This window comes from Polycladomyces abyssicola (assembly GCF_018326425.1).
Lineage (GTDB): Bacteria > Bacillota > Bacilli > Thermoactinomycetales > JIR-001 > Polycladomyces > Polycladomyces abyssicola.
In genome coordinates, this window is sequence record NZ_AP024601.1 from 476559 (window position 1) to 498743 (window position 22185).

The 22185-nt window shown below is 52.7% G+C and carries 25 protein-coding genes; 17 read left to right on the top strand and 8 right to left on the bottom strand.

Annotated elements, in window-relative coordinates; genetic code table 11:
- The first annotated feature begins 365 nt into the window (after nucleotides 1-365).
- The 5 genes from pdhA (at nucleotide 366) to KI215_RS02475 (ending at nucleotide 5694) form a co-directional block, all read left to right on the top strand.
- A complete protein-coding gene (pdhA, locus tag KI215_RS02455; RefSeq protein ID WP_212774016.1) occupies nucleotides 366-1448 on the top strand; it encodes a pyruvate dehydrogenase (acetyl-transferring) E1 component subunit alpha in 1083 nt (360 codons plus the stop codon).
- Nucleotides 1448-2428, top strand: a complete 981-nt coding sequence (locus tag KI215_RS02460; protein ID WP_212774017.1) for an alpha-ketoacid dehydrogenase subunit beta — start codon at nucleotides 1448-1450, stop codon at nucleotides 2426-2428. The genes pdhA and KI215_RS02460 overlap by 1 nt, the downstream gene beginning before the upstream one ends.
- Nucleotides 2429-2452: 24 nt before the next feature.
- A complete protein-coding gene (locus KI215_RS02465) occupies nucleotides 2453-3721 on the top strand; it encodes a dihydrolipoamide acetyltransferase family protein (RefSeq protein ID WP_212774018.1) in 1269 nt (422 codons plus the stop codon).
- Between the two features lies 1 nt (nucleotide 3722).
- A complete protein-coding gene (gene lpdA / locus KI215_RS02470) occupies nucleotides 3723-5138 on the top strand; it encodes a dihydrolipoyl dehydrogenase (protein WP_212774019.1) in 1416 nt (471 codons plus the stop codon).
- Between the two features lie 154 nt (nucleotides 5139-5292).
- Nucleotides 5293-5694 (top strand): acyl-CoA thioesterase, encoded by a 402-nt coding sequence (locus KI215_RS02475; RefSeq protein WP_212774020.1) that lies wholly within the window; start codon nucleotides 5293-5295, stop codon nucleotides 5692-5694.
- A gap of 68 nt (nucleotides 5695-5762) precedes the next feature.
- Here KI215_RS02475 and KI215_RS02480 read toward each other — a convergent pair whose 3' ends face one another.
- Nucleotides 5763-5993, bottom strand: coding sequence for a DUF1128 family protein (locus KI215_RS02480; protein ID WP_246512169.1), 231 nt, complete (start codon nucleotides 5991-5993; stop codon nucleotides 5763-5765).
- Between the two features lie 114 nt (nucleotides 5994-6107).
- On the opposite strand from KI215_RS02480, the gene KI215_RS02485 reads away from it, so the two are divergent.
- The 3 genes from KI215_RS02485 to KI215_RS02495 are packed head-to-tail and all read left to right on the top strand — an operon-like array spanning nucleotide 6108 to nucleotide 7559.
- Complete coding sequence (locus KI215_RS02485; protein ID WP_246512170.1) at nucleotides 6108-6518, top strand: DUF309 domain-containing protein; 411 nt, start codon at nucleotides 6108-6110, stop codon at nucleotides 6516-6518.
- A 4-nt stretch (nucleotides 6519-6522) separates the two neighbouring features.
- Complete coding sequence (locus KI215_RS02490) at nucleotides 6523-6936, top strand: DUF2203 domain-containing protein (protein ID WP_212774023.1); 414 nt, start codon at nucleotides 6523-6525, stop codon at nucleotides 6934-6936.
- A 53-nt stretch (nucleotides 6937-6989) separates the two neighbouring features.
- The gene (locus KI215_RS02495) at nucleotides 6990-7559 is read left to right on the top strand and encodes a hypothetical protein (RefSeq protein ID WP_212774024.1); all 570 of its coding nucleotides are present in this window, start codon (nucleotides 6990-6992) and stop codon (nucleotides 7557-7559) included.
- Here KI215_RS02495 and KI215_RS02500 read toward each other — a convergent pair.
- From KI215_RS02500 to KI215_RS02510, 3 genes are all read right to left on the bottom strand, one after another.
- Nucleotides 7530-8111: a YdcF family protein gene (locus KI215_RS02500; RefSeq protein WP_212774025.1), complete on the bottom strand. Its 582-nt coding sequence runs from the start codon at nucleotides 8109-8111 to the stop codon at nucleotides 7530-7532. The two genes, KI215_RS02495 and KI215_RS02500, sit on opposite strands and share 30 nt — an antisense overlap.
- 62 nt (nucleotides 8112-8173) lie before the next feature.
- Complete coding sequence (locus tag KI215_RS02505; protein WP_212774026.1) at nucleotides 8174-8497, bottom strand: iron-sulfur cluster biosynthesis family protein; 324 nt, start codon at nucleotides 8495-8497, stop codon at nucleotides 8174-8176.
- Between the two features lie 218 nt (nucleotides 8498-8715).
- Nucleotides 8716-8871, bottom strand: coding sequence for a DUF6364 family protein (locus KI215_RS02510; protein WP_212774027.1), 156 nt, complete (start codon nucleotides 8869-8871; stop codon nucleotides 8716-8718).
- A 65-nt stretch (nucleotides 8872-8936) separates the two neighbouring features.
- On the opposite strand from KI215_RS02510, the gene tnpB reads away from it, so the two are divergent.
- The gene (gene tnpB, locus KI215_RS02515) at nucleotides 8937-10067 is read left to right on the top strand and encodes an IS200/IS605 family element RNA-guided endonuclease TnpB (RefSeq protein ID WP_212774028.1); all 1131 of its coding nucleotides are present in this window, start codon (nucleotides 8937-8939) and stop codon (nucleotides 10065-10067) included.
- Nucleotides 10068-10373: 306 nt separating this feature from the next.
- Complete coding sequence (locus tag KI215_RS02520) at nucleotides 10374-11003, top strand: N-acetylmuramoyl-L-alanine amidase family protein (RefSeq protein ID WP_212774029.1); 630 nt, start codon at nucleotides 10374-10376, stop codon at nucleotides 11001-11003.
- A gap of 178 nt (nucleotides 11004-11181) precedes the next feature.
- On the opposite strand, the gene KI215_RS02525 is transcribed toward KI215_RS02520, so the two are convergent.
- Nucleotides 11182-12465, bottom strand: a complete 1284-nt coding sequence (locus KI215_RS02525) for a TIGR00366 family protein (protein WP_212774030.1) — start codon at nucleotides 12463-12465, stop codon at nucleotides 11182-11184.
- A 241-nt stretch (nucleotides 12466-12706) separates the two neighbouring features.
- On the opposite strand from KI215_RS02525, the gene hutU reads away from it, so the two are divergent.
- From hutU to KI215_RS02545, 4 genes are all read left to right on the top strand, one after another.
- Nucleotides 12707-14380: a urocanate hydratase gene (hutU, locus tag KI215_RS02530; protein ID WP_212774031.1), complete on the top strand. Its 1674-nt coding sequence runs from the start codon at nucleotides 12707-12709 to the stop codon at nucleotides 14378-14380.
- A gap of 8 nt (nucleotides 14381-14388) precedes the next feature.
- Complete coding sequence (hutI, locus tag KI215_RS02535) at nucleotides 14389-15669, top strand: imidazolonepropionase (RefSeq protein WP_420830180.1); 1281 nt, start codon at nucleotides 14389-14391, stop codon at nucleotides 15667-15669.
- A 177-nt stretch (nucleotides 15670-15846) separates the two neighbouring features.
- On the top strand, nucleotides 15847-16530 hold the full coding sequence (locus KI215_RS02540) for a hypothetical protein (RefSeq protein ID WP_212774033.1): 684 nt from the start codon (nucleotides 15847-15849) through the stop codon (nucleotides 16528-16530).
- Between the two features lie 83 nt (nucleotides 16531-16613).
- A complete protein-coding gene (locus KI215_RS02545; protein WP_212774034.1) occupies nucleotides 16614-17603 on the top strand; it encodes an agmatinase family protein in 990 nt (329 codons plus the stop codon).
- Nucleotides 17604-17736: 133 nt separating this feature from the next.
- Here the strand turns inward: KI215_RS02545 and KI215_RS02550 are convergent, their stop codons facing one another.
- Both KI215_RS02550 and KI215_RS02555 read right to left on the bottom strand, forming a co-directional pair.
- Nucleotides 17737-18498, bottom strand: a complete 762-nt coding sequence (locus KI215_RS02550; protein WP_212774035.1) for a GNAT family N-acetyltransferase — start codon at nucleotides 18496-18498, stop codon at nucleotides 17737-17739.
- Between the two features lie 181 nt (nucleotides 18499-18679).
- Nucleotides 18680-19054 (bottom strand): group I truncated hemoglobin, encoded by a 375-nt coding sequence (locus KI215_RS02555; RefSeq protein ID WP_212774036.1) that lies wholly within the window; start codon nucleotides 19052-19054, stop codon nucleotides 18680-18682.
- A 198-nt stretch (nucleotides 19055-19252) separates the two neighbouring features.
- On the opposite strand from KI215_RS02555, the gene KI215_RS02560 reads away from it, so the two are divergent.
- Nucleotides 19253-20125: an SDR family oxidoreductase gene (locus KI215_RS02560; protein ID WP_212774037.1), complete on the top strand. Its 873-nt coding sequence runs from the start codon at nucleotides 19253-19255 to the stop codon at nucleotides 20123-20125.
- 49 nt (nucleotides 20126-20174) lie between these two features.
- On the opposite strand, the gene KI215_RS02565 is transcribed toward KI215_RS02560, so the two are convergent.
- A complete protein-coding gene (locus KI215_RS02565; protein ID WP_212774038.1) occupies nucleotides 20175-20867 on the bottom strand; it encodes a Crp/Fnr family transcriptional regulator in 693 nt (230 codons plus the stop codon).
- A 107-nt stretch (nucleotides 20868-20974) separates the two neighbouring features.
- On the opposite strand from KI215_RS02565, the gene tpx reads away from it, so the two are divergent.
- Both tpx and thpR read left to right on the top strand, forming a co-directional pair.
- Nucleotides 20975-21493 carry a thiol peroxidase gene (tpx, locus tag KI215_RS02570; RefSeq protein WP_246512171.1) on the top strand — a complete coding sequence of 173 codons (519 nt, stop codon included), beginning with the start codon at nucleotides 20975-20977 and terminating at the stop codon, nucleotides 21491-21493.
- 86 nt (nucleotides 21494-21579) lie between these two features.
- A complete protein-coding gene (gene thpR / locus KI215_RS02575) occupies nucleotides 21580-22185 on the top strand; it encodes an RNA 2',3'-cyclic phosphodiesterase (RefSeq protein WP_212774039.1) in 606 nt (201 codons plus the stop codon).

Sequence of the window (22185 nt, forward strand, 5' to 3'; positions counted from 1 at the left end):
ATGAAAACGTTCTCAATTGTGATACAACACCCTTCAAATTTGCTCCATAATATATAACAGAATGGGTACATTTAGTGATACAGAAGTTTGTGGGAATAATTTCTTTCGTCAAAATGCCAGTTAGATTACTGGCATTTTTCATGTTGAAGTGTTAGGATATTATATGTAACACGTCGAGGATATCGATGAAATAATTTGTGATCCTGACGGACGGATTTTCTGATTTCCTTACAATCCGCGTTCTGATTCGGCCCTGATGCGTCCGGTAGGGAATGCATTCCGGCAGAAATTGGAACGCTATATGTTGAACTGTCCATAAGCATCATCATCCCTGATCACAAGGGGCAACCAATGGAGCGAGGTGAATGATCGTGGCAGAACTGAAGCAGGAATTTGAAACGCTTCAGATCCTGAATCCGGACGGCGAGATCAATGAAGGACAAGAGCCGCCGGAATTGTCCGATGAAGAACTGAAAGATCTGTACCGGTGGATGTACGGTCTTCGCGTGTTTGACCAACGCGCCATCAAGTTGAACCGTCAAGGCCGACTGGGCTTCTATGCTCCCATGGCCGGGCAGGAGGCTTGCCAAATCGGTTCCGTGGCTGCACTGAACAAAGACGACTTTTTCTTCCCCAGCTACCGTGACATGGGGGCGGCCATGTATCACGGTCTGCCGATGGAGCAAGTGTTCCTCTATTCTCGCGGACAAAAAGGCAGTGGCCAAATCCCGGAAGGTGTGAACATGTTCCCGCCGCAAATCATTATCGCGGCTCACGTGTTGCACGCAGCCGGTGCGGCTTGGGGCTTCAATCTGAAAGGCGAGAAAAAAGTGGCCATCGCGCTGTTCGGTGACGGTGCGACCTCGCAAGGGGACTTCCACGAAGGGCTCAACTTCGCGGCTGTGTACAACGCCCCGGCGATCTTCTTTGTGCAAAACAACCACTATGCCATCAGCGTGCCGCTGGAGAAACAAATGAAATCCAAAACCATCGCACAAAAAGCGGTGGCTTATGACATTCATGGCGTGCGCATCGACGGTAACGACATCTTCGCTGTGTACAAAGCAGTGAAAGAAGCGGCTGATCGCGGGCGCAACGGGGAAGGACCGACCCTGATCGAAGCGGTGACGTATCGTCTCGGACCGCACACCATGGCAGGGGACGATCCGGCTCGTTACCGGAAAAAAGAAGAAGAAACTGATTGGGAAAAACGCGAACCGATTCGTCGTTTCCGCAAATATCTCCAAAACAAAGGTTTGTGGAGCGAAGAATGGGAAAAACAAATCGAACAAGAAATGCTGGATCAGATCGCGGAAACGATCAAGAAAGTGGAAAAAATGGACAAAGGTCAGATTACGGACCTGTTCGAGTATGTCTACACTGACATGACGCCGGATCTGAAGAAACAGAAAGAGGCGTACCTGCGCTGGAAGGAGGAGACGAAGTAATGGCCACGATGACGATGATCAAAGCGATCAATGATGCCATGCGCGTGGAGATGGAACGGGACGAGCGCGTATTGGTAATGGGGGAAGACGTCGGGGTCAACGGCGGTGTGTTCCGCGCGACGGAAGGTTTGTACCAGCAATTCGGCGAAAACCGAGTGTTTGACACTCCGTTGGCAGAGTCCGGCATTATCGGAACGGCTGTGGCGTTGGCGGCGACCGGGTTCCGTCCGGTGGCGGAAATCCAATTTTCCGGTTTCGTCTATGAAACGATGGACCAAATTTGTTCGCAAGCGGCCCGGCTTCGTTTCCGTTCCGGCGGGCGCTTCAATGTTCCGCTCGTGATCCGGTCTCCGTACGGCGGGGGCGTAAAAACGCCGGAAATGCACTCTGACAGCTTGGAAGCGTTGTTCGTGCATCAACCGGGATTGAAAGTGGTCATCCCGAGCACGCCGTATGATGCCAAAGGTCTCCTGATCTCGGCGATGCGCGATCCTGATCCGGTGTTGTTCTTCGAGCCGATGCGCTTGTACCGCTCGGTGAAGCAGGAAGTGCCGGAAGGCGAGTACACGGTGCCGATCGGTAAAGCCAACGTGGTGAAAGAAGGCAACGACGTCACCCTGATCGCTTGGGGTGCGATGGTGCCGATGGCGCAAAAAGCGGCCGAACAAGCCGAACAGGAGCGGGGTATCTCCGCCGAAGTGATTGACCTTCGCACCCTGGCTCCGATGGATATGGAGACCATCCTCTCTTCGGTGGAAAAAACGGGACGCGTCGTTGTCGTGCATGAAGCGGTGGGTACGGCCGGCGTCGGTGCGGAAATCATCGCTCGGATCAACGAAGAAGCGATCCTCAGCCTCGAAGCGCCTGTGTTGCGGGTGACTGGATTTGACACGCCGTATCCGATCTCCTCGCTCGAAGACGAATGGTTGCCCTCGGTGGCGCGGATTCGCACGGCAATCGACAAAGTTTTGGATTTCTAATCTAAGAAGGGAGGAACGAGGCCCGTGGCCTACGAATTTAAACTGCCGGACGTGGGTGAAGGCATCCACGAAGGTGAGATCGTCAAGCTGTATGTCAAGGAAGGCGATCAGGTCAAGGAAGATGACGTGTTCGCCGAAGTACAAACCGACAAAGCAGTGGTGGAAATCCCGTCCCCGGTGACCGGGACGGTGAAAGAACTGCGCGTCCAAGAAGGAGAGATCGCCGTGGTCGGCACGGTGATCGCCGTGTTTGAAACCGAAGGCGGAGAAGGCGCGCAGCAAGAAACGGCCGAGGAAGAAAAAGTCGAAGCAAAACCGGAACAGCCCAAACAGGAGCAACCGCAAGCGGCTCCGGCCAAACAGGAAGCGCAACCGGCCGGTCCGAAAAAACGCGTGTTGGCTATGCCGTCCGTCCGTAAATTGGCCCGTGAGTTGGGTGTGGACATCACTCAAGTAAACGGAACCGGTCCGAATGGACGGATCACCGCCGAAGACGTGCGCAAAGCGGCGGAAGGTCCGCAAGCCGAAGCGCAACCGGCAGCCGAGGAAAAACAAGCGGCAGCTCCGGTGCAAGCGGCTCCGGTGGCGGGTACGGAAGAGCGTATTCCGCTGCGTGGTCTGCGCAAAACCATCGCCAAGCGGATGGTGGAAAGCAAGTTCACTGCCCCGCACGTGACGATCATGAACGAAATCGACGCCGGCGAGCTGGTGGAGCTGCGCAAATGGGCGAAACAAGCTGCGGCCGAGCGCGGCATCAAGTTGACCTACCTGCCGTTCATCATCAAAGCCTTGATCGCGGCCCTGCGCGAGTTCCCGACGTTGAACGCGTCGATCGATATGGAGAAAGAAGAGATCGTCATCAAGCACTACTACCACATGGGTATTGCGACCGCGACCGACGACGGTCTCATCGTGCCGGTGGTCAAAAACGCGGATCAAAAATCGATCTTCGAGCTGGCGCAGGAAATCGCCGAATTGGTGGAACGGACCCGTTCGCGCAAAGCGGCACCGGACGAGCTGAAAGGCAGCACGTTTACCATTACCAACATCGGTTCCTTCGGTGGCCAGTTCTTCACACCGATCATCAACTATCCGGAAGTGGCCATTTTGGGCGTAGGAACCATCACTGAAAAACCGGTGGCGCGCAACGGAGAAGTGGTCATCCGTCCGATGATGGCGATCTCGCTCAGCATTGACCACCGTTTGATCGACGGCGACGTGGCGGCGCGCTTCATGAACCGGGTGAAAGAGTTGCTGGAAAACCCGAATCTCTTGATGATGGAGATGAGATAAAATGGTAGTGGGAGATTTCGCGAACGAAGTTGACGTGCTGGTCATCGGCGGCGGTCCCGGCGGCTACGTGGCCGCCATCCGGGCCGCTCAGCTGGGACGCAAAGTAACGTTGGTCGATAAGGCGGAATTGGGCGGTGTCTGCCTCAATCGCGGATGCATTCCGTCCAAGGCGATCATCAGCGCGGCGGAGCATCTGACGATGATCAAGGATGCCAAGAAAATGGGGATCGATGTTGAAGGTGTCTCCGTAGATCTTTCCCGCCTGATGGAGTGGAAAAACGGCGTCGTGAAGAAACTGACCGGCGGCGTTTCCACGTTGCTCAAAGGCAACAAGGTGGAAGTGATCAAAGGGGAAGCCTATTTCAGCGGCAAAAACTCCGTCAAAATCGCGACGGAAAATGCCAGCCAAACTTATGAGTTCAAAGCCTGTATCGTGGCAACCGGTTCCCGTCCGGCCGAGCTGCCGTTCCTCAAATTTGACGGTGAGCGCATCCTCTCCTCGACTGAAGCGCTCAACCTGCAGGAAGTGCCGAAGCGCCTCCTGGTGATCGGCGGCGGCTACATCGGTCTGGAGCTGGGTACGGCCTACAGCAAATTGGGCAGCGAAGTCACCATCCTGGAAGGTGCCGACAACATCCTGCCCGGCGTGGATCAAGCTATGGTGCGGATGGTGTCCCGCAATCTGAAGAAGCTGGGTGTCACAGTCCACACCAAAGCGAAAGTTACCTCCGGTAAAAGAGAAGGCGATGAAGTCATCGTCACCGCCGAAGTGGGTGGCGAAGAGAAAACCTTCACCGCCGACTACGTACTGGTGGCTGTGGGCCGCAAGCCCAACACCGATGAGCTCGGTTTGGAGCAAGCCGGAGTGGAACTGGATGAGCGCGGTTTTATCAAAGTGGATAAACAACTGCGCACTTCCAATCCCAACATCTTTGCCATCGGTGACGTGGCAGGCGGCGCGCTTCTGGCGCACAAAGCCAGCTACGAAGGAAAAGTGGCGGCTGAGGTTATCGCCGGTCAACCGAGCGAAGTGGATTATGTGGCGATGCCGTTCGTTATCTTCAGCGATCCGGAAATTGCCTACACCGGTTTGAGCGAGAAAGAAGCCAAAGAGCAAGGCTACGATCCGGTTGTCAGCCGGTTCGCCTTCCAGGCCAACGGCCGGGCACTCTCGATGGAAAAAGCGGATGGATTCATCCAAGTCATTGCCGACAAGGAGTCCAAGCAGCTCCTGGGTGTGCAGATCGTGGGTCCGGAAGCATCCAGCCTGATTGCTGAAGCGGTGCTGGCCATCGAGATGGGAGCCAATGCGGAAGATCTGAGCTTGACCATCCATGCTCACCCGACCTTGCCCGAGGCGCTCATGGAAGCGGCGGAAGGCGTGTTGGGTCACGCGATTCACATGGTCAACAAGTGACATTCGGTATCCAAACGGAAAAGGTCGCGTTTGAAACGTCCCGGACACCGGGTGACTGTCAGCAGTCAACCGGTGTCCGGGTTTTTCTTATTTCAACGAAGGAAATCGACAAACTTTGTCGAAAAAACGGGTATAGCAATGGAGGGGTGAGTGGATGGAAGTCTCAATTCAAATCGAAGTGCGTTCAACGGAAATCGACGTGATGGGGCATGTCAACAATGCCAAGTATCTGGAGTATTTGGAATGGGGACGTGAGGAATGGTATAACCGCGCCCAATTGCCGTTTGACGAGTTTACCCGAATGGGGATCGGCACCGTCACCGTCCGGATCGAGATCAATTACCGCAAGGAAGCCACATTGGGTGAAAAACTGACCATCACCACGCGTCCCGTGAAACGGGGCCGTTCCAGTTTCGTGCTGGAACAAGTCATCGACAACGAGAAAGGGGAACGCGTCGCTGACGCTCAGGTGACCAGCGTCACCATCGATTTGAAGGAGCGGAAAAGCGTGCCGCTTCCCGAAAAATTGGCTGCGTATTTCCCGGAATCCCGTTGATCGGGCCTTATACGAGTCGATGGATTGTACATCAAACCCGCCGCCAGTATCCGGCGGTTTTTGTTCTATCAACGGGGACGGCGCAATCGGCCCAGTTCCTCCAACACACCTTCGATTTCCATCATGGTGAGTCGGTCGTTTTTCCGGCGGATCATGTGATAGAGAGCCAAGATTTCTTCATAGTCATCCAAATGAAACTCTTGAGGGTCGATGAGTGCGGTGTTGACCAGTTTCAAATGGGACTTGATTTCATTGATCAGGTGAACCAAGTTTTCCTGACAGGGGGTTTCCAAATTCATCATAAATCCTCCTTGGCGTTGGTTGTTTGCCGTTTTTACCATTGTAACGAAAGTCCAAACAAAATCCCACCGTTGAAAACGGGCTGCGATTGTTCACGCAGGAGGCGAATTGACGTGTCGCATGAAAATCAAGGGGGCGAATACCCCGAGCTGTATGTCCGCTTTTTGTGCTTGTTCAACTTGGAACGGGATTACTATACTTGTCATGATGTGATGGAAGAACTGTGGCTGGAAGAGGGGCGGGATTTGTTTTATCAGGGATTGTTGCAAACGGCTGTCGGCTTGCATCATTGTCGCAACCAAAATACGGGTGGCGCTGTCAAATTGATGACGGCGGCGTTAAACAAGTTGGTCAGTTACCCGGATGTGTTCATGGGGATCGACGTCGCCAAACTGAAACAGGATGTGGAAGCGTATCTGGATCAGCTGCAGGATTGTGCCCGACAGTCCATTCCCCATGATGACCTCACCATTGAGATTTTGGACCCCATATTGAAGCGGTTAGTGCACGAAAATAAGGGGTGATTGTGTGAGCAAACGGTACTTCACCTTAGACGAAGCGAACCGGTTGTTACCGGTCCTCCGGAAAAATGTGTTGCAGTTGCAGCGGCTGAAAAGGGAGTTTGATACCAAGTACCGGGAATTGCAGATGTTGAAAGCCGGTCATGGGAAAGGGGGAGAGGACCCGTTTTTTGAACGGGAAGCAGAATTGGAGTTTCTCAATATTCAGGCTCGGGGTGTGATCGATTGGATCAATGGAACAGGAGCGCAGCTCAAGGATATCGAAATGGGACTGGTCGACTTCCCCTCACTCATCGACGGCCGGGAAGTGTTACTCTGCTGGCAGGTGGGGGAAGAGTCTATCACACATTGGCATCATCCCTGGGAGGGATACTTGTATCGAAAAAAAATCGCCCACGAAGACGAGGGGAAAGACGAATAAACGGGTGCCGGTTTCTCACATGATAAGGGAAATGACGGTGGGAGGTGCCCCAAATGATGCCTGTCTCCGGATGGTTGCATGCTTTGGCGGGTATACGGCAGGAGATGGAACAACTCATGCAGGAGATATCGTCAGGCCCCGGCAGGGCAGAGGGACGGCAATCCTTGTGGAACGCTTTGGGAGATTGGGTGAAGTCCGTAAAGGAACTGGAAGACCGACTCACTGCCTTGAGTCAGAATGGATGGAATCCCGCAAGTTGGGATCAGGTGGAAGCTGCCCCTATCAACCAGCGTTTGACAGGCTTTCAATCTTCGGCCGATGAGCGCGATTGGGCTCCATTGTTGTTGAGGATATCGGAACAGACGGAACATGTCCGCAACACCCTTCACGATTTGTCCAAGGGGGAAGGACGAGATGATTGGATATCCGTCAAACAACGTGTGCTTCAGATAGAAAACCGGCTGGCAGGACTGACCAACCGGTTGCACGGAACGGTGTTTACTTCGTTTTTGCCTTTGCAGGAAAACATCGAGTTTGATCACCGGGGTGAGCGGATCGTCATTGATGGTCCCGGGGACGATTGGCCGAACGTGTTAACGGCTGAACAAGGTCAATTTGACTAGCGCCAAACATTCCCGTGCTTTGTGGTACGGCATCCATAACACTTGCGAATGAACCGGTACGGGAACGGCGTGAATGCCGTTGCGTGCGGCATATTGCAAAGCGCGATATTGGTGGTAGTCGTGCGTCACCAAATACACCTCATCCCAATGATGCTCATCCAATATCCGTTTGGAAAAACGGAGATTTTCTTCGGTATTGCGCGATCGATCTTCCAATATCAGCGACGCTGCCGGTACACCGCGGGAGATGAGATACTCTTTCATCACTTGCGCTTCTGTCACACCATTGCCCTCCGGTCCACCGGACAACACGAGATATCGGACTTTTTTCTGTTCGTACAACTTCACGGCCATCTCCAAACGCTCCCGCAATGCCGGACTGGGTCGTTCATCCCACAAGGCCGCTCCCAAAACGAGAGCGGCCTGTTTTTGATCTGCAGGCATGGGGGACGTGTCGTAGCGGGAAACAGCTGGCCACCAGTAGATCAGCACGGACAAACCAGCGACGCCAAATAGCACCATTCCCAACAATCCTGCGATTTTCAGCGGCATTCCTCTCCTCCATATCGATCCAAAGCAGACTCCCCGCCAGCCTCCCAAGATCGCTTGATTGATCACTCACCGGACATCCCCAGCTTGCAACCCCATCCGCCCAGCGGCCTGGAATGCGTGATCGAGAATTTGCCGTTTTCCCTGTTGAGATCGATGTGAATCCCATCCATCCATTCCTTCTCATACGGAGGACAGGTAAACAGAATCCCCTCTTTTTCCACGGTGAGGTAACCGGGGCGCACTTCGGTCAATTCGATGGCAAAGGATGGAGATCCGCATCCCGATGTCAGCGGTACCACACGTACAGCCAGACGTTCTCCGTCTTCCTCCTGTGACAAAATTGCTTTCAATCGGGCAACGGCCAAAGGACTGATCTGAATGTCCATGAACCATTTCACCCCGTTTTTTGCTCTTGTCACCACTATAACAAATGGAGGATGAAACAAGAAGTGACAACCATATGGCCATAAAATTCAGACATCAATCGAATATATGTATAGAATAGCATCGAATCATATATGAAAATGAAATTTTATATGAAAGCGAGCGGGAAAACCCAGCCCTTCAGGGTTGGGATGAAAGCGAGCGTCGGACGAGGGAGGGGTTAACTCCCCTCTCGCAAGTCCGACATTTTTTGTAAATACTCTTTGACTAACTTCTCAATAATCTTGCTAGCATCTGTATTTTCTTTAACAGCTTGCAATTTTAGTTGCTTAATCACTTCTTCATCTAAAGAAGTTGTGAATTTTTTTCGTGCCATTAGCTTTCCTCCTTGTCCCATTACGTATTTACGTATATAATATAGGAAAAGGAGGTGAAAAGCAAATGCACAAAGCGTTTAAGTTCCGTATCTATCCTAGCAAAGAACAAGCTACACTCATTAACAAGTCAATTGGTTGTAGTCGTTTCGTATTCAATCACTTCCTAGCTAAATGGAATGACGCATATGAGCAAACAGGAAAAGGACTAACCTATAATGCTTGCTCAAAACAATTAACCCAACTTAAGAAAGAGCTTGAATGGTTGAAAGAAGTAGATTCTACTTCACTGCAAAATGCATTGAAACATCTGGATGATGCATTCAAACGCTTTTTCAAAAAGCAGAATGACCGTCCACGCTTCAAGAGCAGGAAAAATCCTGTTCAATCCTACACCAGTCAATGCAACCATCCAAAGAAGGGTAAACCCACAATTGAAGTAATTGGTAACAAAATCAAGTTACCAAAACTAGGATGGGTACGTTTTGCAAAATCAAGAGAAGTAGAGGGAAAAATCCTTTCCGCTACGATCCGGCGTAATCCATCTGGAAAGTATTTTGTCTCCATCCTATGCGAAATGAACTACTGCTCATATAAACCCGTTGACAAAGAAAAAGCCATTGGAGTCGATCTTGGCTTGAAAGATTTTGCAATCCTCTCTAATGGTGAAAAAATCAATGCTCCCAAGTACTTCAGAAAGTACGAAAAAAAGTTAATTAGATGGCAACGGATTCTTTCACGTCGTCAATATGGCGGTAGCAATTGGAACAAAGCACGGATCAAGGTTGCTAAGATCCATGAAAAGATTGCCAATGCAAGACATGACTTTCTACATAAACTGTCAACCAAACTGATTCACGAAAACCAAGTGATCTGTTTGGAAGACTTGCAAGTCAAAAACATGGTGAAAAACCATACCCTTGCTAAATCAATCACTGATGCATCTTGGTCTGAATTTGTAACCATGCTGGAGTATAAAGCGAAATGGTTTGGAAGAACGATTGTTAAAGTCGGTAAGGCGTTCCCATCTAGTCAACTATGCTCCAACTGTGGGCATCGTCATAAAGAGGTAAAGAACCTCAATCTAAGAGAGTGGACATGCCCAGAGTGCCAAACTCACCATGACAGAGACATCAATGCATCCATCAATATCTTGCAAGAAGGTATAAGACTATTCACCGCTGGGTTGGCGGGTTGAGCTTGGTCAATATCCTGTCAGTAGATGGGAGTTCCCAAGAATCCCACGGCTTTAGTCGTGTGGAGTGTCAACTGAAAATTGGTTCCGAGTATACTGAGTGGACGGTCAAAATGAAACAGATCGCCGTCGGGTCTTAAAGGGATAGCTGGAAAAGAAATGGGACCAGACACGTTCTAGCGATTCCATCAAATTGGCTGTCGAGCATCAGTTTCAGCGCCGTTCCGGCGCTGATTATTTTTTATGTTATAATTATGAATAAGTAATTACTTCCGGTGTGTTGATCACCCGTGGAGGAGGCACACATGTATGAAATTGATCGCGGTAGACCCTGGACACGGCGGCGTGGATTCGGGGGCGGTGGGGAACGGTTTGTACGAGAAGAACTTGACGTTGAAAATCGGTCAAATGTTGAATGTGAAGCTGGAGCCGTATCAGTGCGCGGTGACGATGACCCGTGCGAGTGATGTGTACAAAAGTCTGGACGAACGAACGAACTGGGCAAACAGTCAGGGAGCGGACTACTTTATATCGCTGCATCACAACACCTTCAGCGATCCGGATGCGCGCGGGTTCGAATCGTACATCTGGAACGGTCCCGTTTCGCAATTCACCTACGACGCCCAAGCAATCATCCATGCCGAAGTGGTCAAGTATCTAAATGGGTACGGCGTACCCGACCGGGGTAAAAAACGGGCCGATTTTCATGTTCTGCGAGAAACCAACATGCCCGCCGTGCTGCTGGAGAATTTGTTCGTCAGCAACACGAAGGACGCGGCCCTGCTCAAAAGCGACAGTTTTTTGGACGGTTTGGCCAATGCAATCACGTACGGGCTGGTACGTTGCCTGGGATTGCAGTCGGATACTGCCAGTATGTCTCAAACGGAAACGGATCCGGATGTACCTGTGCCGGATATCAGTGATGATGCGAAAGAATAAACCATCATGCTCCGATTTCCCGTCTTAAGCACCGCACCTGACGGGAAATTCGGCACCCGAAATCGCGAGTGTTTCCCCGGCGGTTCCCCGCCGGGTTGCTTTTTTCTACAATACCAACAGCGCTCCTCCGAAAATTACGATGCCAATCAATAGAGCCATCATGCAATAGCCCATGATATCAGAGACCGGCGATGGCCAACACAGGCAACGCCCAAAATGGTTGGATCATGTTGCCCACCTGCTCGCCGAATGCGACAGACATGGAGATTTTCCCCAAATACTGCACGCTGGTTTCTCCCAACAGGCGGGCTGCTTCAATAGAAACCGGTGCTTGAACAGCCCAATGGCCGCCCCCGGACGGAATGAACATCGTGATAATGAGGGAGGCGAGAAAGTTGAAAAAGGGCAGCGTGGTTTCGGTAGCTCCTTCCACGAGAGAACGGGCGAGCACGACGGCCAGTGACGGCGTGTGAGCCGGATCGGGCGAAAAAGTGATCAGCGCCATGATCCCGCCGTAAAATGGGTATTGCAACAGCAAGGAACCGGATGCTTTGGCCGCTTCCTTGAAAGCTTGAATAAACCGGATCGGTGTGCCGTGAAACAGCAATCCGGCTACGGTGAACAGCATGATCATCGTATCGATTTTGAGCGTGGCACCGGCGATGATGAAAAAGTAATACAATCCCGCAGCTGCCACGAGGAGGTTGAAGATCCAAGCCCGCTCCAGCCGGAATGCGAACGTGGAGTCACCCGTGGCAGCCATTTCCTGTTTGGCATCCGTTTGGGACAGCCGGGCCCGGTCCACCGGTTGGATCTGTTGGGGTTGTATCCGTTTCAGCAGAACGGCGATGACGATGACTGTGACAACGACGGGAACTAAATTGTAAGCCGCACCCAATGTTTCGGAGACGGGAACGGTTTGTCCGGTCAATTTATGAATCCAGTTGAGCGAAGAAGCGGGATCAGCATTGGCCAACACGATGGAACTGGAAAAACCGGATGCCCAGGTGATGAACCCCATATAGGCGGCAGCCACGAGATAGGCGAAATCAGCTTCCATCCGTTTGGCCATTTCTTTTGCGAGCAATGTTCCCACTACCAACCCCAATCCCCAGTTAAAAAAAGAAGTGATGGCCCCGGTAAGGAACACCAGGACGGCTGCTTGGGATTGGTTGTGCGGCAGGGAGGCCAACCGTCGAAGCGTCCGCTCAATCAACGGTGCTTGTGCCAGTGTGTACCCACAGACGAGGATCAAGGTCATTTGCAGGGCGAACGTGAAAATGTTTTGCGTCCCCCACACGCCTTCATACCATACTTCGACCCATTTGCCCGGTCCCACTCCGGGCACCGCCAACCAAGCGCCGGCCGCCACGATGATCGTCAGCAGAATGGCGTATAGATACGGATCAGGCATGAAGCGTTGGGCAAAACGAACAAATAGATGTGTCAGTTTAACAAACATTCATAAACCTCCTGTTCTTCCCTGTATATGATCAAATATTTTGAATGCAATATTGGCTCCTGTCATTGCAAAAACCTTCTCACTCAAGAAACTTTCGTTGTTTTGCATCAACTGCACCTTTATTTCGCTAACACATTTGTATGCTAATGTGCTCGCTTGCTTCCCAGGTGTCGCCACCGTTACGCTTAGAATAGAATGATGATTCATTCTATTCATAACAAAGGTGAAGGAAGGGGATCGCATGCAGGTGAAGCCAGACCGGGTGATCCGCTCGCCGCGGGGGAATCGCCTGACGGCTAAAGGATGGGTACAGGAAGCGGCGCTTCGAATGCTGATGAACAATCTGGACCCCGAAGTGGCGGAGAACCCCGACGAATTGGTCGTTTACGGGGGGATCGGTAAGGCTGTGCGCAACTGGAAATGTTTCGATGCCATCACGACCGCGTTGCGGGAGTTGGAGCATGACGAGACGCTTTTGGTTCAGTCGGGCAAACCGGTGGCGGTGTTCCGCTCCCATCCAGATGCACCGCGTGTGTTGTTGGCCAACTCCAATCTGGTGCCGGCCTGGGCCAATTGGGAGACGTTTCGGGAGTTGGAGCAAAAGGGATTGATCATGTTCGGGCAGATGACGGCGGGAAGCTGGATCTACATTGGTACACAGGGGATTCTGCAGGGAACATATGAGACGTTTGCGGAAGCGGCCCGACAGCATTTCGGCGGCACATTGAAGGGAACATGGACCGTCACCGCTGGTTTGGGTGGGATGGGAGGTGCACAACCATTGGCGGTGACGATGAACGAAGGGGTGGTCATCGCCGTCGAATGCGATCCGGTCCGGATCGAACGCCGCATCCAGACCCGGTATTTGAACGTTCAGACCGACTCGCTGGAGAAAGCCCTGGAGATGGCCAAACAGGCTGTAGCCGAAAGGAAACCACTGTCCATCGGTTTGTTGGGGAATGCGGCCGAGGTGCTGCCCGAACTGGTCCGGCGGGGAGAAATCCCCGATCTGGTGACTGATCAAACCTCCGCTCACGATCCCCTTCATGGATATCTACCGGAAGGTATGACACTGGAAGAAGCGGCTGACTTGCGCAAACAGGACCCTCAAGGGTATGTCAAACGGGCGAAGGCGAGTATGGCCAAACACGTTCGGGCGATGCTGGAGATGCAAAAGCAGGGGGCGGTCGTGTTTGACTACGGCAACAATATCCGGCAGATGGCATGGGAAGAAGGGGTGAAGGATGCATTTGATTTTCCCGGATTCGTACCGGCATTCATTCGACCGTTGTTTTGTGAGGGCAAGGGGCCGTTCCGCTGGGTGGCACTCTCCGGCGATCCCGAGGATATTCGCAAAACGGACGAAGTAATCCTGCGAGAATTCGCCGGCAATCACCGATTGGTGAGATGGATTCGTATGGCCCAACAACATATACAGTTCCAGGGACTTCCTGCCCGTATCTGTTGGCTGGGATACGGGGAGCGGGCCAGATTTGGTCGGATCATCAACGAGATGGTAGGAAAAGGGGAGCTTTCTGCCCCCATCGTCATCGGCAGGGATCATTTGGATTGCGGTTCAGTTGCCTCTCCCAACCGGGAGACGGAGGGGATGAAGGACGGGAGCGACGCCATCGCCGATTGGCCAATCCTGAACGCCCTGATCAATGCTGTCAACGGAGCCAGTTGGGTGTCCGTTCATCACGGCGGCGGTGTCGGCATGGGATATTCCCTGCATGCCGGGATGGTAATCGTGGCCGACGGCACACCGGAGGCGGACCAGCGTTTGGAACGTGTCCTGACGAGCGATCCGGGAATGGGCATCGTTCGCCATGTCGATGCGGGATATGAACGGGCCGTGGAGATGGCCCGACATCACGGGGTGAAGATTCCGATGTTAAGAGGCGATGACCATTGAACCGACTCATGATTCGTAATATCGGGCAACTGTTGACCCTGCGCGGTGCCAGCGGCCGGCCGAAAACGGGATCGTCGCTTTCCGACTTAGGCATCATCGAAAACGGGTGTGTGGCGATCGAAGGGGAAACCATCGCGGCCGTCGGTACGGAACAAGAAGTGTGGCACCGGCTATGCCAACGTTGGGGGGAGCGACTTTCAGACAAAGCGGATGTGATGGATGCTGGCGGTCGAGTGGTCATGCCGGGGATGGTGGACCCACACACCCATCTCGTTTTTGCCGGAACGCGGGAGTACGAGCTGGAAATGCGGTTGCAAGGCGCCACCTATCTGGAGATTTTGCAAGCGGGAGGCGGCATTCTGGCTACGACGCGGAAAACGCGACAGGCGACCGAGGAAGAATTGCTCCGGCAAGCGTCCAGCCGGTTGGATCGGTTTCTGCAATATGGGGTGACCACGGTAGAAGCCAAAAGCGGATATGGATTGGACTGGAAACATGAGTGGAAGCAGTTGCGAGTGGCCCGCCGACTGCATGAAACCCACCCTGTCGACGTGGTGTCCACTTTTATGGGGGCGCATGTGGTTCCGGAAGAGTATCGGAATGATCCCGACCGTTATGTGGACATTGTGGTGGATGAGATGATTCCGCAAGTGGCGGATAAGGGACTGGCCGAGTTTTGCGATGTGTTTTGCGAGAAAGACGTTTTTTCGCTTGAGCAGTCTCGACGTGTGCTGGAGGCGGGCAAACGCCACGGACTGATGCCCAAGATTCACGCCGATGAGATGGAAGCGATGGGCGGCGCCGAATTGGCTGCGGATTTGGGGGCCATCTCCGCCGATCATTTGTTGAGGGTCTCGGACCGCGGCATTTGCCGATTGGCGGAAACCGGTGTGATCGCCGTCCTTTTGCCCGGCACCGCTTTTTATCTGATGGCCCCTTTTGCCCGGGCACGCGATATGATCGAGGCCGGAGTGGCGGTGGCTTTATCGACGGATTGCAACCCCGGTTCGTCACCGACCATGTCGATGCCAATGATACTGAACCTTGCATGTTTGCACATGAGAATGACACCGGCTGAAGCGATTTCGGCGGCGACGATCAACGCGGCCCACGCCATCGGGAGAGGATGGCAGATCGGCAGTCTGGAGGAAGGGAAACAGGCGGATCTGGTTCTGCTCGATGCCCCTCATTACGCGTTTTTGCAATATCATTTTGGGATCAACCTGATTGACACGGTGATCAAGAAGGGGCGAGTCGTGGTGAAAAACGGGCAGCTTGTCCGCCGATGACCAAGACGGGTCAAAAACGGGCGGCGCTTGGCAGGATCTGTCGCACTCTGACGGGAAATTCGTGTCGCAACACAGCGGTTTCCTCCTCTTTTTGTCTAGTTTCCGAGACCGGCAGGGAATCAGAACCGGAACCGAGTAGCTTAAGGATTAACAAGGATCGCTCAAGGGGGAATCGCGATGGAACCGATGGAAAAACGGGTACCGGAATTGGAAGTGATCGATGAGCGGGAAAACAATGAGACTGAGGAGCCGTCCCAATTTCTCGTCATTGTTCATGACGACGAGAAAAATGAGGAGACAGAGGAAGAGCCTGCGGAAAACAGCAATCCGTTCGTGCGGTTGAAACGGCAGTTTGCCCGTTTAAAGTCCCCGATAACCAAAGAGAATGTCAAGAACCTAATCCAACAATTCTTCAAAGTGGTGGAAGAAAAGAAGAGCAATGAAATTCATGTGGAGCGGGATCAACGGCAGGTAAGCTTGAAGCTGGGATTTATGACCGGAAAAAAGGAATTGCATTGTGATTTTTGCGGAATCGAGGACCGTTTCTACGCCGGCGCGATGTTTGGTGATCTGTATGTAGAAGGGACGCCGAAATGGATGATGTGTCCCAGTTGCTTGACCTATTGCAAGGAACAAGGTCAGGAACGCTTTGAACAACGTGTGCGGGCACGGTTTCACCAACTGGCAGCCCGTTTGGAACGGGATGCGCGGCGGGCGCGAAATTTGGCCACGGTGGAAGCGTTTCAGGTGCCCAATCAGGCGGAATGGGAAGCATGGGAAACTGCGGCGGTCGCCCTGGAAGAAGCTGCGGCGGGGTATGAACAGCGGATGGAAGAAGGAGATTCGTTTCACGAGATTTGACGAGAAATACCCGGCCCCATCGCTTTTTCTGGAAAGCGGTGGGGGTTTTTTGTCGAATGAGTCGGATGAAAGGATGATAACGGATGTCGTTTCAGTATATTGAGCCTTCTGGTTTGATCGATCGCCGCGGAGGGGCGGATCGGATGGATTGGAAGGTGAGTCAGTGGATTTCACCCTGGGACGGAAAGGAAGAGATGGAGGCGGGGATCGTGGGCGTTCCCCTCTCTCGCTCATCGATCAGTCCTTCGGCGGCCAGCGAAGCACCCGACGCGATCCGTAGCAGTTGGCGTTCGTTTACCCCATATGATGCTGATCACGATGTGGATTTGTCCCCGATGAGGGTAAGGGATGTGGGCAACATCCGGATGCACACAACGGACATACCCCGCTGCCATCAAAATATTTTGCGGGGAATGGGAGAGCTGTACGAACGCACGGCTGTGTATCCCCGCTTTCTCCCGTTGATCGTGGGTGGAGACCACTCGATCACCAGTCCGTCCGTACAGGCCTTCGCACGTCATCATGCAGGAAAAGCGATTGGATTGATCCAATTCGATACCCATTTCGACGTGCGTAATCTGGAGGATGGTGGTCCCAGCAACGGGACACCCATTCGGGGATTGTTGGAATCAGGGGTGGTCCAAGGCGGTCATGTGTTTCAGATTGGGATTCACAGTTTCGCCAATGTATTGGCGTACCGGGACTATGTGAAAGAACAAGGCATCACCTTTTATACCATGCACCAAGTGAGAAAGGAAGGATTGAGCCGCATCCTGTCGGATGTTCTGCATACGCTCAACCGGTCGGTTGACCTGATTTATGTAACGGTGGATCTCGATGTGTTGGATCTGGCCTCACTCCCCGGCTCTCCCGGTCCATCTCCTGGCGGTATGGTTTCGTGGGAGCTGTTTGAAGCGGTGTATCGCCTCGGAAAAGAAGAGAAGGTACGTGCATTGGATCTGGTTTGTCTGGACCCGTTCCGGGACGTCGGCATGCTCTCTGTCAAAACGGCGGCACATGTGCTGTTGTCGTTTTTGTCGGGGTACAAGGTGCGGCTGGATGGGGGTAAGTAATACCCCGTCTGTTCTGCGAAGAGGTCTGATTCTCCTGTAAGCTCCAGCAAAAGGACGCGGCAATCGCCGCAGACAACCGCGAGGCCATTTGTATCTTTCGTTCATTCTTCGTTTGGCATCCATTCGTAATTGTTCACCTTCCCCCCAAAAAGCGACGACGATACCGGCGTATCACTTGAGAGGTTTCCAAGACCACAAGCCAAACGAAGTTGGAAAAGACCGGATCATAAGCGGGTTCGATCGCCAGTTTGGCCCCCAATCGACAATATCCTTTGAGAAGTGGCGGCAGTTTGCTCAGGATGTCTTTCTCCCGCCCTTCTATATCGACGAGCTTCAATCCTTCGACTTTTCGACTGGGAATGGGCCGCATACCGAATTCGTCAGTCAGCATCCCATTCCGGTGCATGAGGCTGTAAATGCGGTTCAGTTCTTCCAATTCCAACAGCGGCAGACTTGCACAACCGATCAGGTATCGAAAACGGTGTTGTTGCAAATAATCCGCGATGCCCGCCCACAAATATTGTATCGTTTTCCCGTCTCGGTACTCCGGTGCGACACAGCTCCTTCCCAACTCCAACGTCATCGAAGACAAAGTCCGAAAAGCGGAAAGATCAAATAACGATTCGGAATAAAAACCACATTGGTGCTGTACCCGATCACCCGGCAACAAACGGTACGTGCCGATCACTTTCCCGACGGTATGATCCACGACGATCAAATGGTCGCAATATGGGTCATAGCTGTCTCGTTCTTCCTTTTGGGGGTTTGCCAACGAACGATTATTTTTTTCCTCGACAAACACCCGATAACGCAATTGATATACTTGTTGCCGCTCCTCCTCATTTTCCGCCAACTTGACTGTCAGCTGGGTGAGTGTCTCCATCGTTTTCGCCATGAGGGACCCCCTCCTTGGGGAAAGGTGTGTTTCCCGAAACCAAACGAATTGTATCAAATACCTGTGTAGAGGAGATTGAGTCCCTTTTGCGCTATCGTTAAAGAACAAAAAAAAGTGAACCGTGATGGTTCACTGAATCCGTTAGACAGTATTCATTGACTTAGTCGGAAGGATTCCGACATCACTCCTCCTCCACCACTTCCCCTCGCAAAGTTTCTAATCGTTTCGCGAGTTCCGTGATGACCTCCTCTTTCACTTGATGTTGGCGTAGTGCTTCTGCCAAGTGACTGACGACGGCGTCAAAATGCTGGTGACGAATGCCCAGACCTTCATGTGCTTTTCTCATGGTGGCACCAGTGTATCGTGGGGCTCCACCGGTTGCGTAGATGAGAAATTGCGTTTGGTGACGACGTTGGCGGTTCATGTCTGTGTGACGAAAGAACGGCTGTAACAGCGGATCGTTCAGCACACGGTCATAAAATGTTTGCACGATGGCGGCGATTCCCTCTTCCCCTCCTAATCGTTCAAACAGGGTCGTAGTTTGGGTACCTGACATCGGCTTTCCCTCCCCGGGAAGGTTGTGGGCGTCTTTCTTTCTACAATGTATTTCGGATCGGGAAGGGTCACAGTGACGGCCATCACAGTTCACCGTTTGTTCAAGGAACCATCACTGGGTGGTCCATGGTTTGTGGGCAGTTCGGTTCGGGAAGGCTGGGAAAGGAGGAAAACGCCAATCCACAGGAGCGTGATCAGGATGGGTGAACGCAACCAACCCAAAAAAGTGTTACAACCACCCCAGCACCAGTCCCGGCAACCGGGAATCGAGGCCGAGATGGTACCGCAGCCGAAAGCGGAGAACCATGCGTATCGCGGGAGTGGCAAGTTGCAGGGAAAGGTGGCGTTGATTACCGGTGGTGACAGCGGCATTGGCCGTGCAGTAGCGATCGCATACGCCAAAGAAGGGGCGGATGTGGCGATTGTTTATCTGGATGAGCATGTCGATGCAGAGGAAACAAAACGACGGGTTGAGGCGCATGGCAGGCAGTGTGTGTTGATCTCAGGGGATATCCGGTATCCGTCGTTTTGCAGATCCGCCGTGGAAGAAACAGTTCGCCGATTGGGGCGGTTGGATATTTTGGTGAACAATGCCGCCGAACAGCATCCTCAGCTTGATATCACCCAAATCACACCGGAGCAACTGGAACGGACGTTTCAAACGAATGTGTTTTCCTGTTTCTACTTCACTCAAGCGGCGTTGCCCCATTTGCGCGAAGGGAGTGCCATCATTAACACCACATCCATCACCGCCTACCGGGGGAATGCCATTTTGCTTGATTATTCGTCGACCAAAGGAGCGATTGTTTCGTTTACCCGGTCGTTGTCCCAGGATTTGATTCAGAAGGGAATCCGGGTCAACGCGGTAGCGCCGGGGCCGATCTGGACGCCACTGATCCCCTCGACATTTACCGCGGAACAGACGGCTACCTTCGGCTCCAACGCACCGATGCAGCGCGCGGGTCAACCGAGCGAGGTGGCACCGTGTTACGTGTTTCTCGCATCGGATGATGCGTCGTACATGTCAGGGCAAGTATTGCACCCCAACGGCGGAGAAGTGGTCAACGGTTGACGTAATTTGTGATTTCCTGGGAAATCGACATACGGGTGGGAGAGCAGGATCAACCGTGTCCTTTGTCATCACCAAAACGGTTCCGTCGATCCAACAACCGAGCGGGATCCAAAATGATACACTCCTTTCGGTTCATGGCGACAATGCCCTCCTTTTGGAGTTTACGCATCATACGGTTGATCGTCTCTCTGGAGGTACCGACGGAATGGGCCAACTCCCGGTGGGTAAGCGGGAGGGGGATGCGCCATCCCGACTTTCTCATGTCGCCGTGTGTTTGGGCCAGTTGAATCAGGACGGAGATCAGGCGATGTTCCGTTTCATGCATGCTGAGAATCAGCATTTTTTCTGTCAGTGACTGAATCTTGTCTCCCAAGGTGCGCAACAGTTCCATCATCTGTTTGGGGCGTTGGATCAGCCATTCTTCAAAAGCGCGAACCGGCAGAGCTGACAGCTCCGTCCGTTGGATGGCTTCTGCGGTGGCCGGATAGGGGCGGTGTCCGAATAAACCGTTGTGAGGAAACCACTCCCCCTTTTGCAGAAAGTGGATAATCTGTTCATGGCCGTCAGCATCCGTTTTGTACGTTTTCACACAGCCGCTGTGAATGAAATAAACGTATGTTCGGGGACTCCCTTCCGTAAACACGATCTCACGTTTGTTTAGTGTCCGAAATTTCAACCGGGAAACCAATGGAGCCAATTCGTCTTCGGGTACGCTCGAAAAGATGGGGATGTTTCTGAGCAATCGATGTTTCTCCTGCATTTGATCCCTCGATTCTACCAATGGGATTTTCCCTTCTCTCTCTTCATGATATGATAGAATCGTTGGACAATGGCAAGGAGGTAGACAACGTGGCTCAAGAGCGTACAGGTGTGGTCACCTTCAAAGGCAACCCGGTGACCTTGATCGGACCGGAAATCAAAGTCGGAGATGCCGCCCCCAACTTCAAGGTGTTGGCCAATGATCTCTCCGAAGTGACGTTGGACGACACCAAGGGCAGCGTGCGCATCATCAGTGTGGTACCGTCTTTGGATACGGGTGTTTGCGATGCACAAACCCGTCGGTTCAACGAAGAAGCAGCCCAACTGGAAGGCGTGAACATTTTGACGATCAGCGTGGATCTGCCGTTCGCTCAAAAACGCTGGTGCGGTGCTGCCGGTATCGACAAAGTGCAGACGCTGTCGGATCACCGCGATCTCTCCTTTGGCACGGCCTATGGCGTTGTGATCAAAGAACTGCGTTTGTTGGCCCGTGCGGTGTTCGTGATCGACCAAAACGACCAGGTGGTTCATGCTGAATACGTCCCGGAAATCGCTGAACATCCCAACTACGAAGCGGCTATTGAAGCGGCCAAAAAAGCATTGCAATAAAGGTTGACGAATTTGGAGCTCAGCCCCCGTGCAGCGATGCCGGGGGCTAACAGTATTCATGTGATGAACACACTCAGCGAAAGGAAGTGATCTTCATTTCCGATTGGCGGTTGTTTGTTGCCGTCCGGCTGGACCGTCCGCGTCGGCAACTTCTGACCCGGTGGTGTGACCAGATCCGAAGTACAGGGTGGGATGCGTTTGGCAAATGGGTCCACCCGGAAGATTATCATATTACGCTCTTTTTCCTGGGGGCGTGTAAGCCGGAACAAGTGCCGTATCTCCAGCAGCAATTGACTCGCGTAGCGAGAAAACAGACACCTTTCACGTTGAAATTGAAGGACATCGGTGTCTTCGGTATTCCGCGCAGACCGCGCATCTTATGGGCCGGAGTGGACGGAGAGGTTCCGGCTTTGAACACATTGCAGCAAGAAGTGGTACAAGCGTTGACGCCACTCGGTTTTCAACGGGAAGATCGCCCGTTCCGTCCGCATATTACCTTGGCCCGACAATACAAACGGCATGATTTTGACACCAAAAGTGTGAGTGAGGTCATCACTCAGACCGCAGAACGAGAGATGGAGTGGACGGTCAAGGATCTGGTGTTGTACCGGACGATGTGGGGACGTGTACCAATGTATGAACCGTTGGTGGTGTTACCGTTCCGGCGGGATGATCAAGGTGAGGAGGGATAG

What these genes read in the sequence shown, in the direction of transcription:
- pdhA (WP_212774016.1), top strand. Translation starts at nt 366, where the DNA reads ATGATCGTGGCAGAACTGAAGCAGGAATTTGAAACGCTTCAGATCCTG.
- KI215_RS02460 (WP_212774017.1), top strand. Translation starts at nt 1,448, where the DNA reads ATGGCCACGATGACGATGATCAAAGCGATCAATGATGCCATGCGCGTG.
- lpdA (WP_212774019.1), top strand. Translation starts at nt 3,723, where the DNA reads ATGGTAGTGGGAGATTTCGCGAACGAAGTTGACGTGCTGGTCATCGGC.
- KI215_RS02475 (WP_212774020.1), top strand. Translation starts at nt 5,293, where the DNA reads ATGGAAGTCTCAATTCAAATCGAAGTGCGTTCAACGGAAATCGACGTG.
- KI215_RS02480 (WP_246512169.1), bottom strand. Translation starts at nt 5,993, where the DNA reads ATGAATTTGGAAACCCCCTGTCAGGAAAACTTGGTTCACCTGATCAAT.
- KI215_RS02495 (WP_212774024.1), top strand. Translation starts at nt 6,990, where the DNA reads ATGATGCCTGTCTCCGGATGGTTGCATGCTTTGGCGGGTATACGGCAG.
- KI215_RS02500 (WP_212774025.1), bottom strand. Translation starts at nt 8,111, where the DNA reads ATGCCGCTGAAAATCGCAGGATTGTTGGGAATGGTGCTATTTGGCGTC.
- KI215_RS02505 (WP_212774026.1), bottom strand. Translation starts at nt 8,497, where the DNA reads ATGGACATTCAGATCAGTCCTTTGGCCGTTGCCCGATTGAAAGCAATT.
- KI215_RS02510 (WP_212774027.1), bottom strand. Translation starts at nt 8,871, where the DNA reads ATGGCACGAAAAAAATTCACAACTTCTTTAGATGAAGAAGTGATTAAG.
- tnpB (WP_212774028.1), top strand. Translation starts at nt 8,937, where the DNA reads ATGCACAAAGCGTTTAAGTTCCGTATCTATCCTAGCAAAGAACAAGCT.
- KI215_RS02520 (WP_212774029.1), top strand. Translation starts at nt 10,374, where the DNA reads ATGAAATTGATCGCGGTAGACCCTGGACACGGCGGCGTGGATTCGGGG.
- KI215_RS02525 (WP_212774030.1), bottom strand. Translation starts at nt 12,465, where the DNA reads ATGTTTGTTAAACTGACACATCTATTTGTTCGTTTTGCCCAACGCTTC.
- hutU (WP_212774031.1), top strand. Translation starts at nt 12,707, where the DNA reads ATGCAGGTGAAGCCAGACCGGGTGATCCGCTCGCCGCGGGGGAATCGC.
- hutI (WP_420830180.1), top strand. Translation starts at nt 14,389, where the DNA reads ATGATTCGTAATATCGGGCAACTGTTGACCCTGCGCGGTGCCAGCGGC.
- KI215_RS02540 (WP_212774033.1), top strand. Translation starts at nt 15,847, where the DNA reads ATGGAACCGATGGAAAAACGGGTACCGGAATTGGAAGTGATCGATGAG.
- KI215_RS02545 (WP_212774034.1), top strand. Translation starts at nt 16,614, where the DNA reads ATGTCGTTTCAGTATATTGAGCCTTCTGGTTTGATCGATCGCCGCGGA.
- KI215_RS02550 (WP_212774035.1), bottom strand. Translation starts at nt 18,498, where the DNA reads ATGGCGAAAACGATGGAGACACTCACCCAGCTGACAGTCAAGTTGGCG.
- KI215_RS02555 (WP_212774036.1), bottom strand. Translation starts at nt 19,054, where the DNA reads ATGTCAGGTACCCAAACTACGACCCTGTTTGAACGATTAGGAGGGGAA.
- KI215_RS02560 (WP_212774037.1), top strand. Translation starts at nt 19,253, where the DNA reads ATGGGTGAACGCAACCAACCCAAAAAAGTGTTACAACCACCCCAGCAC.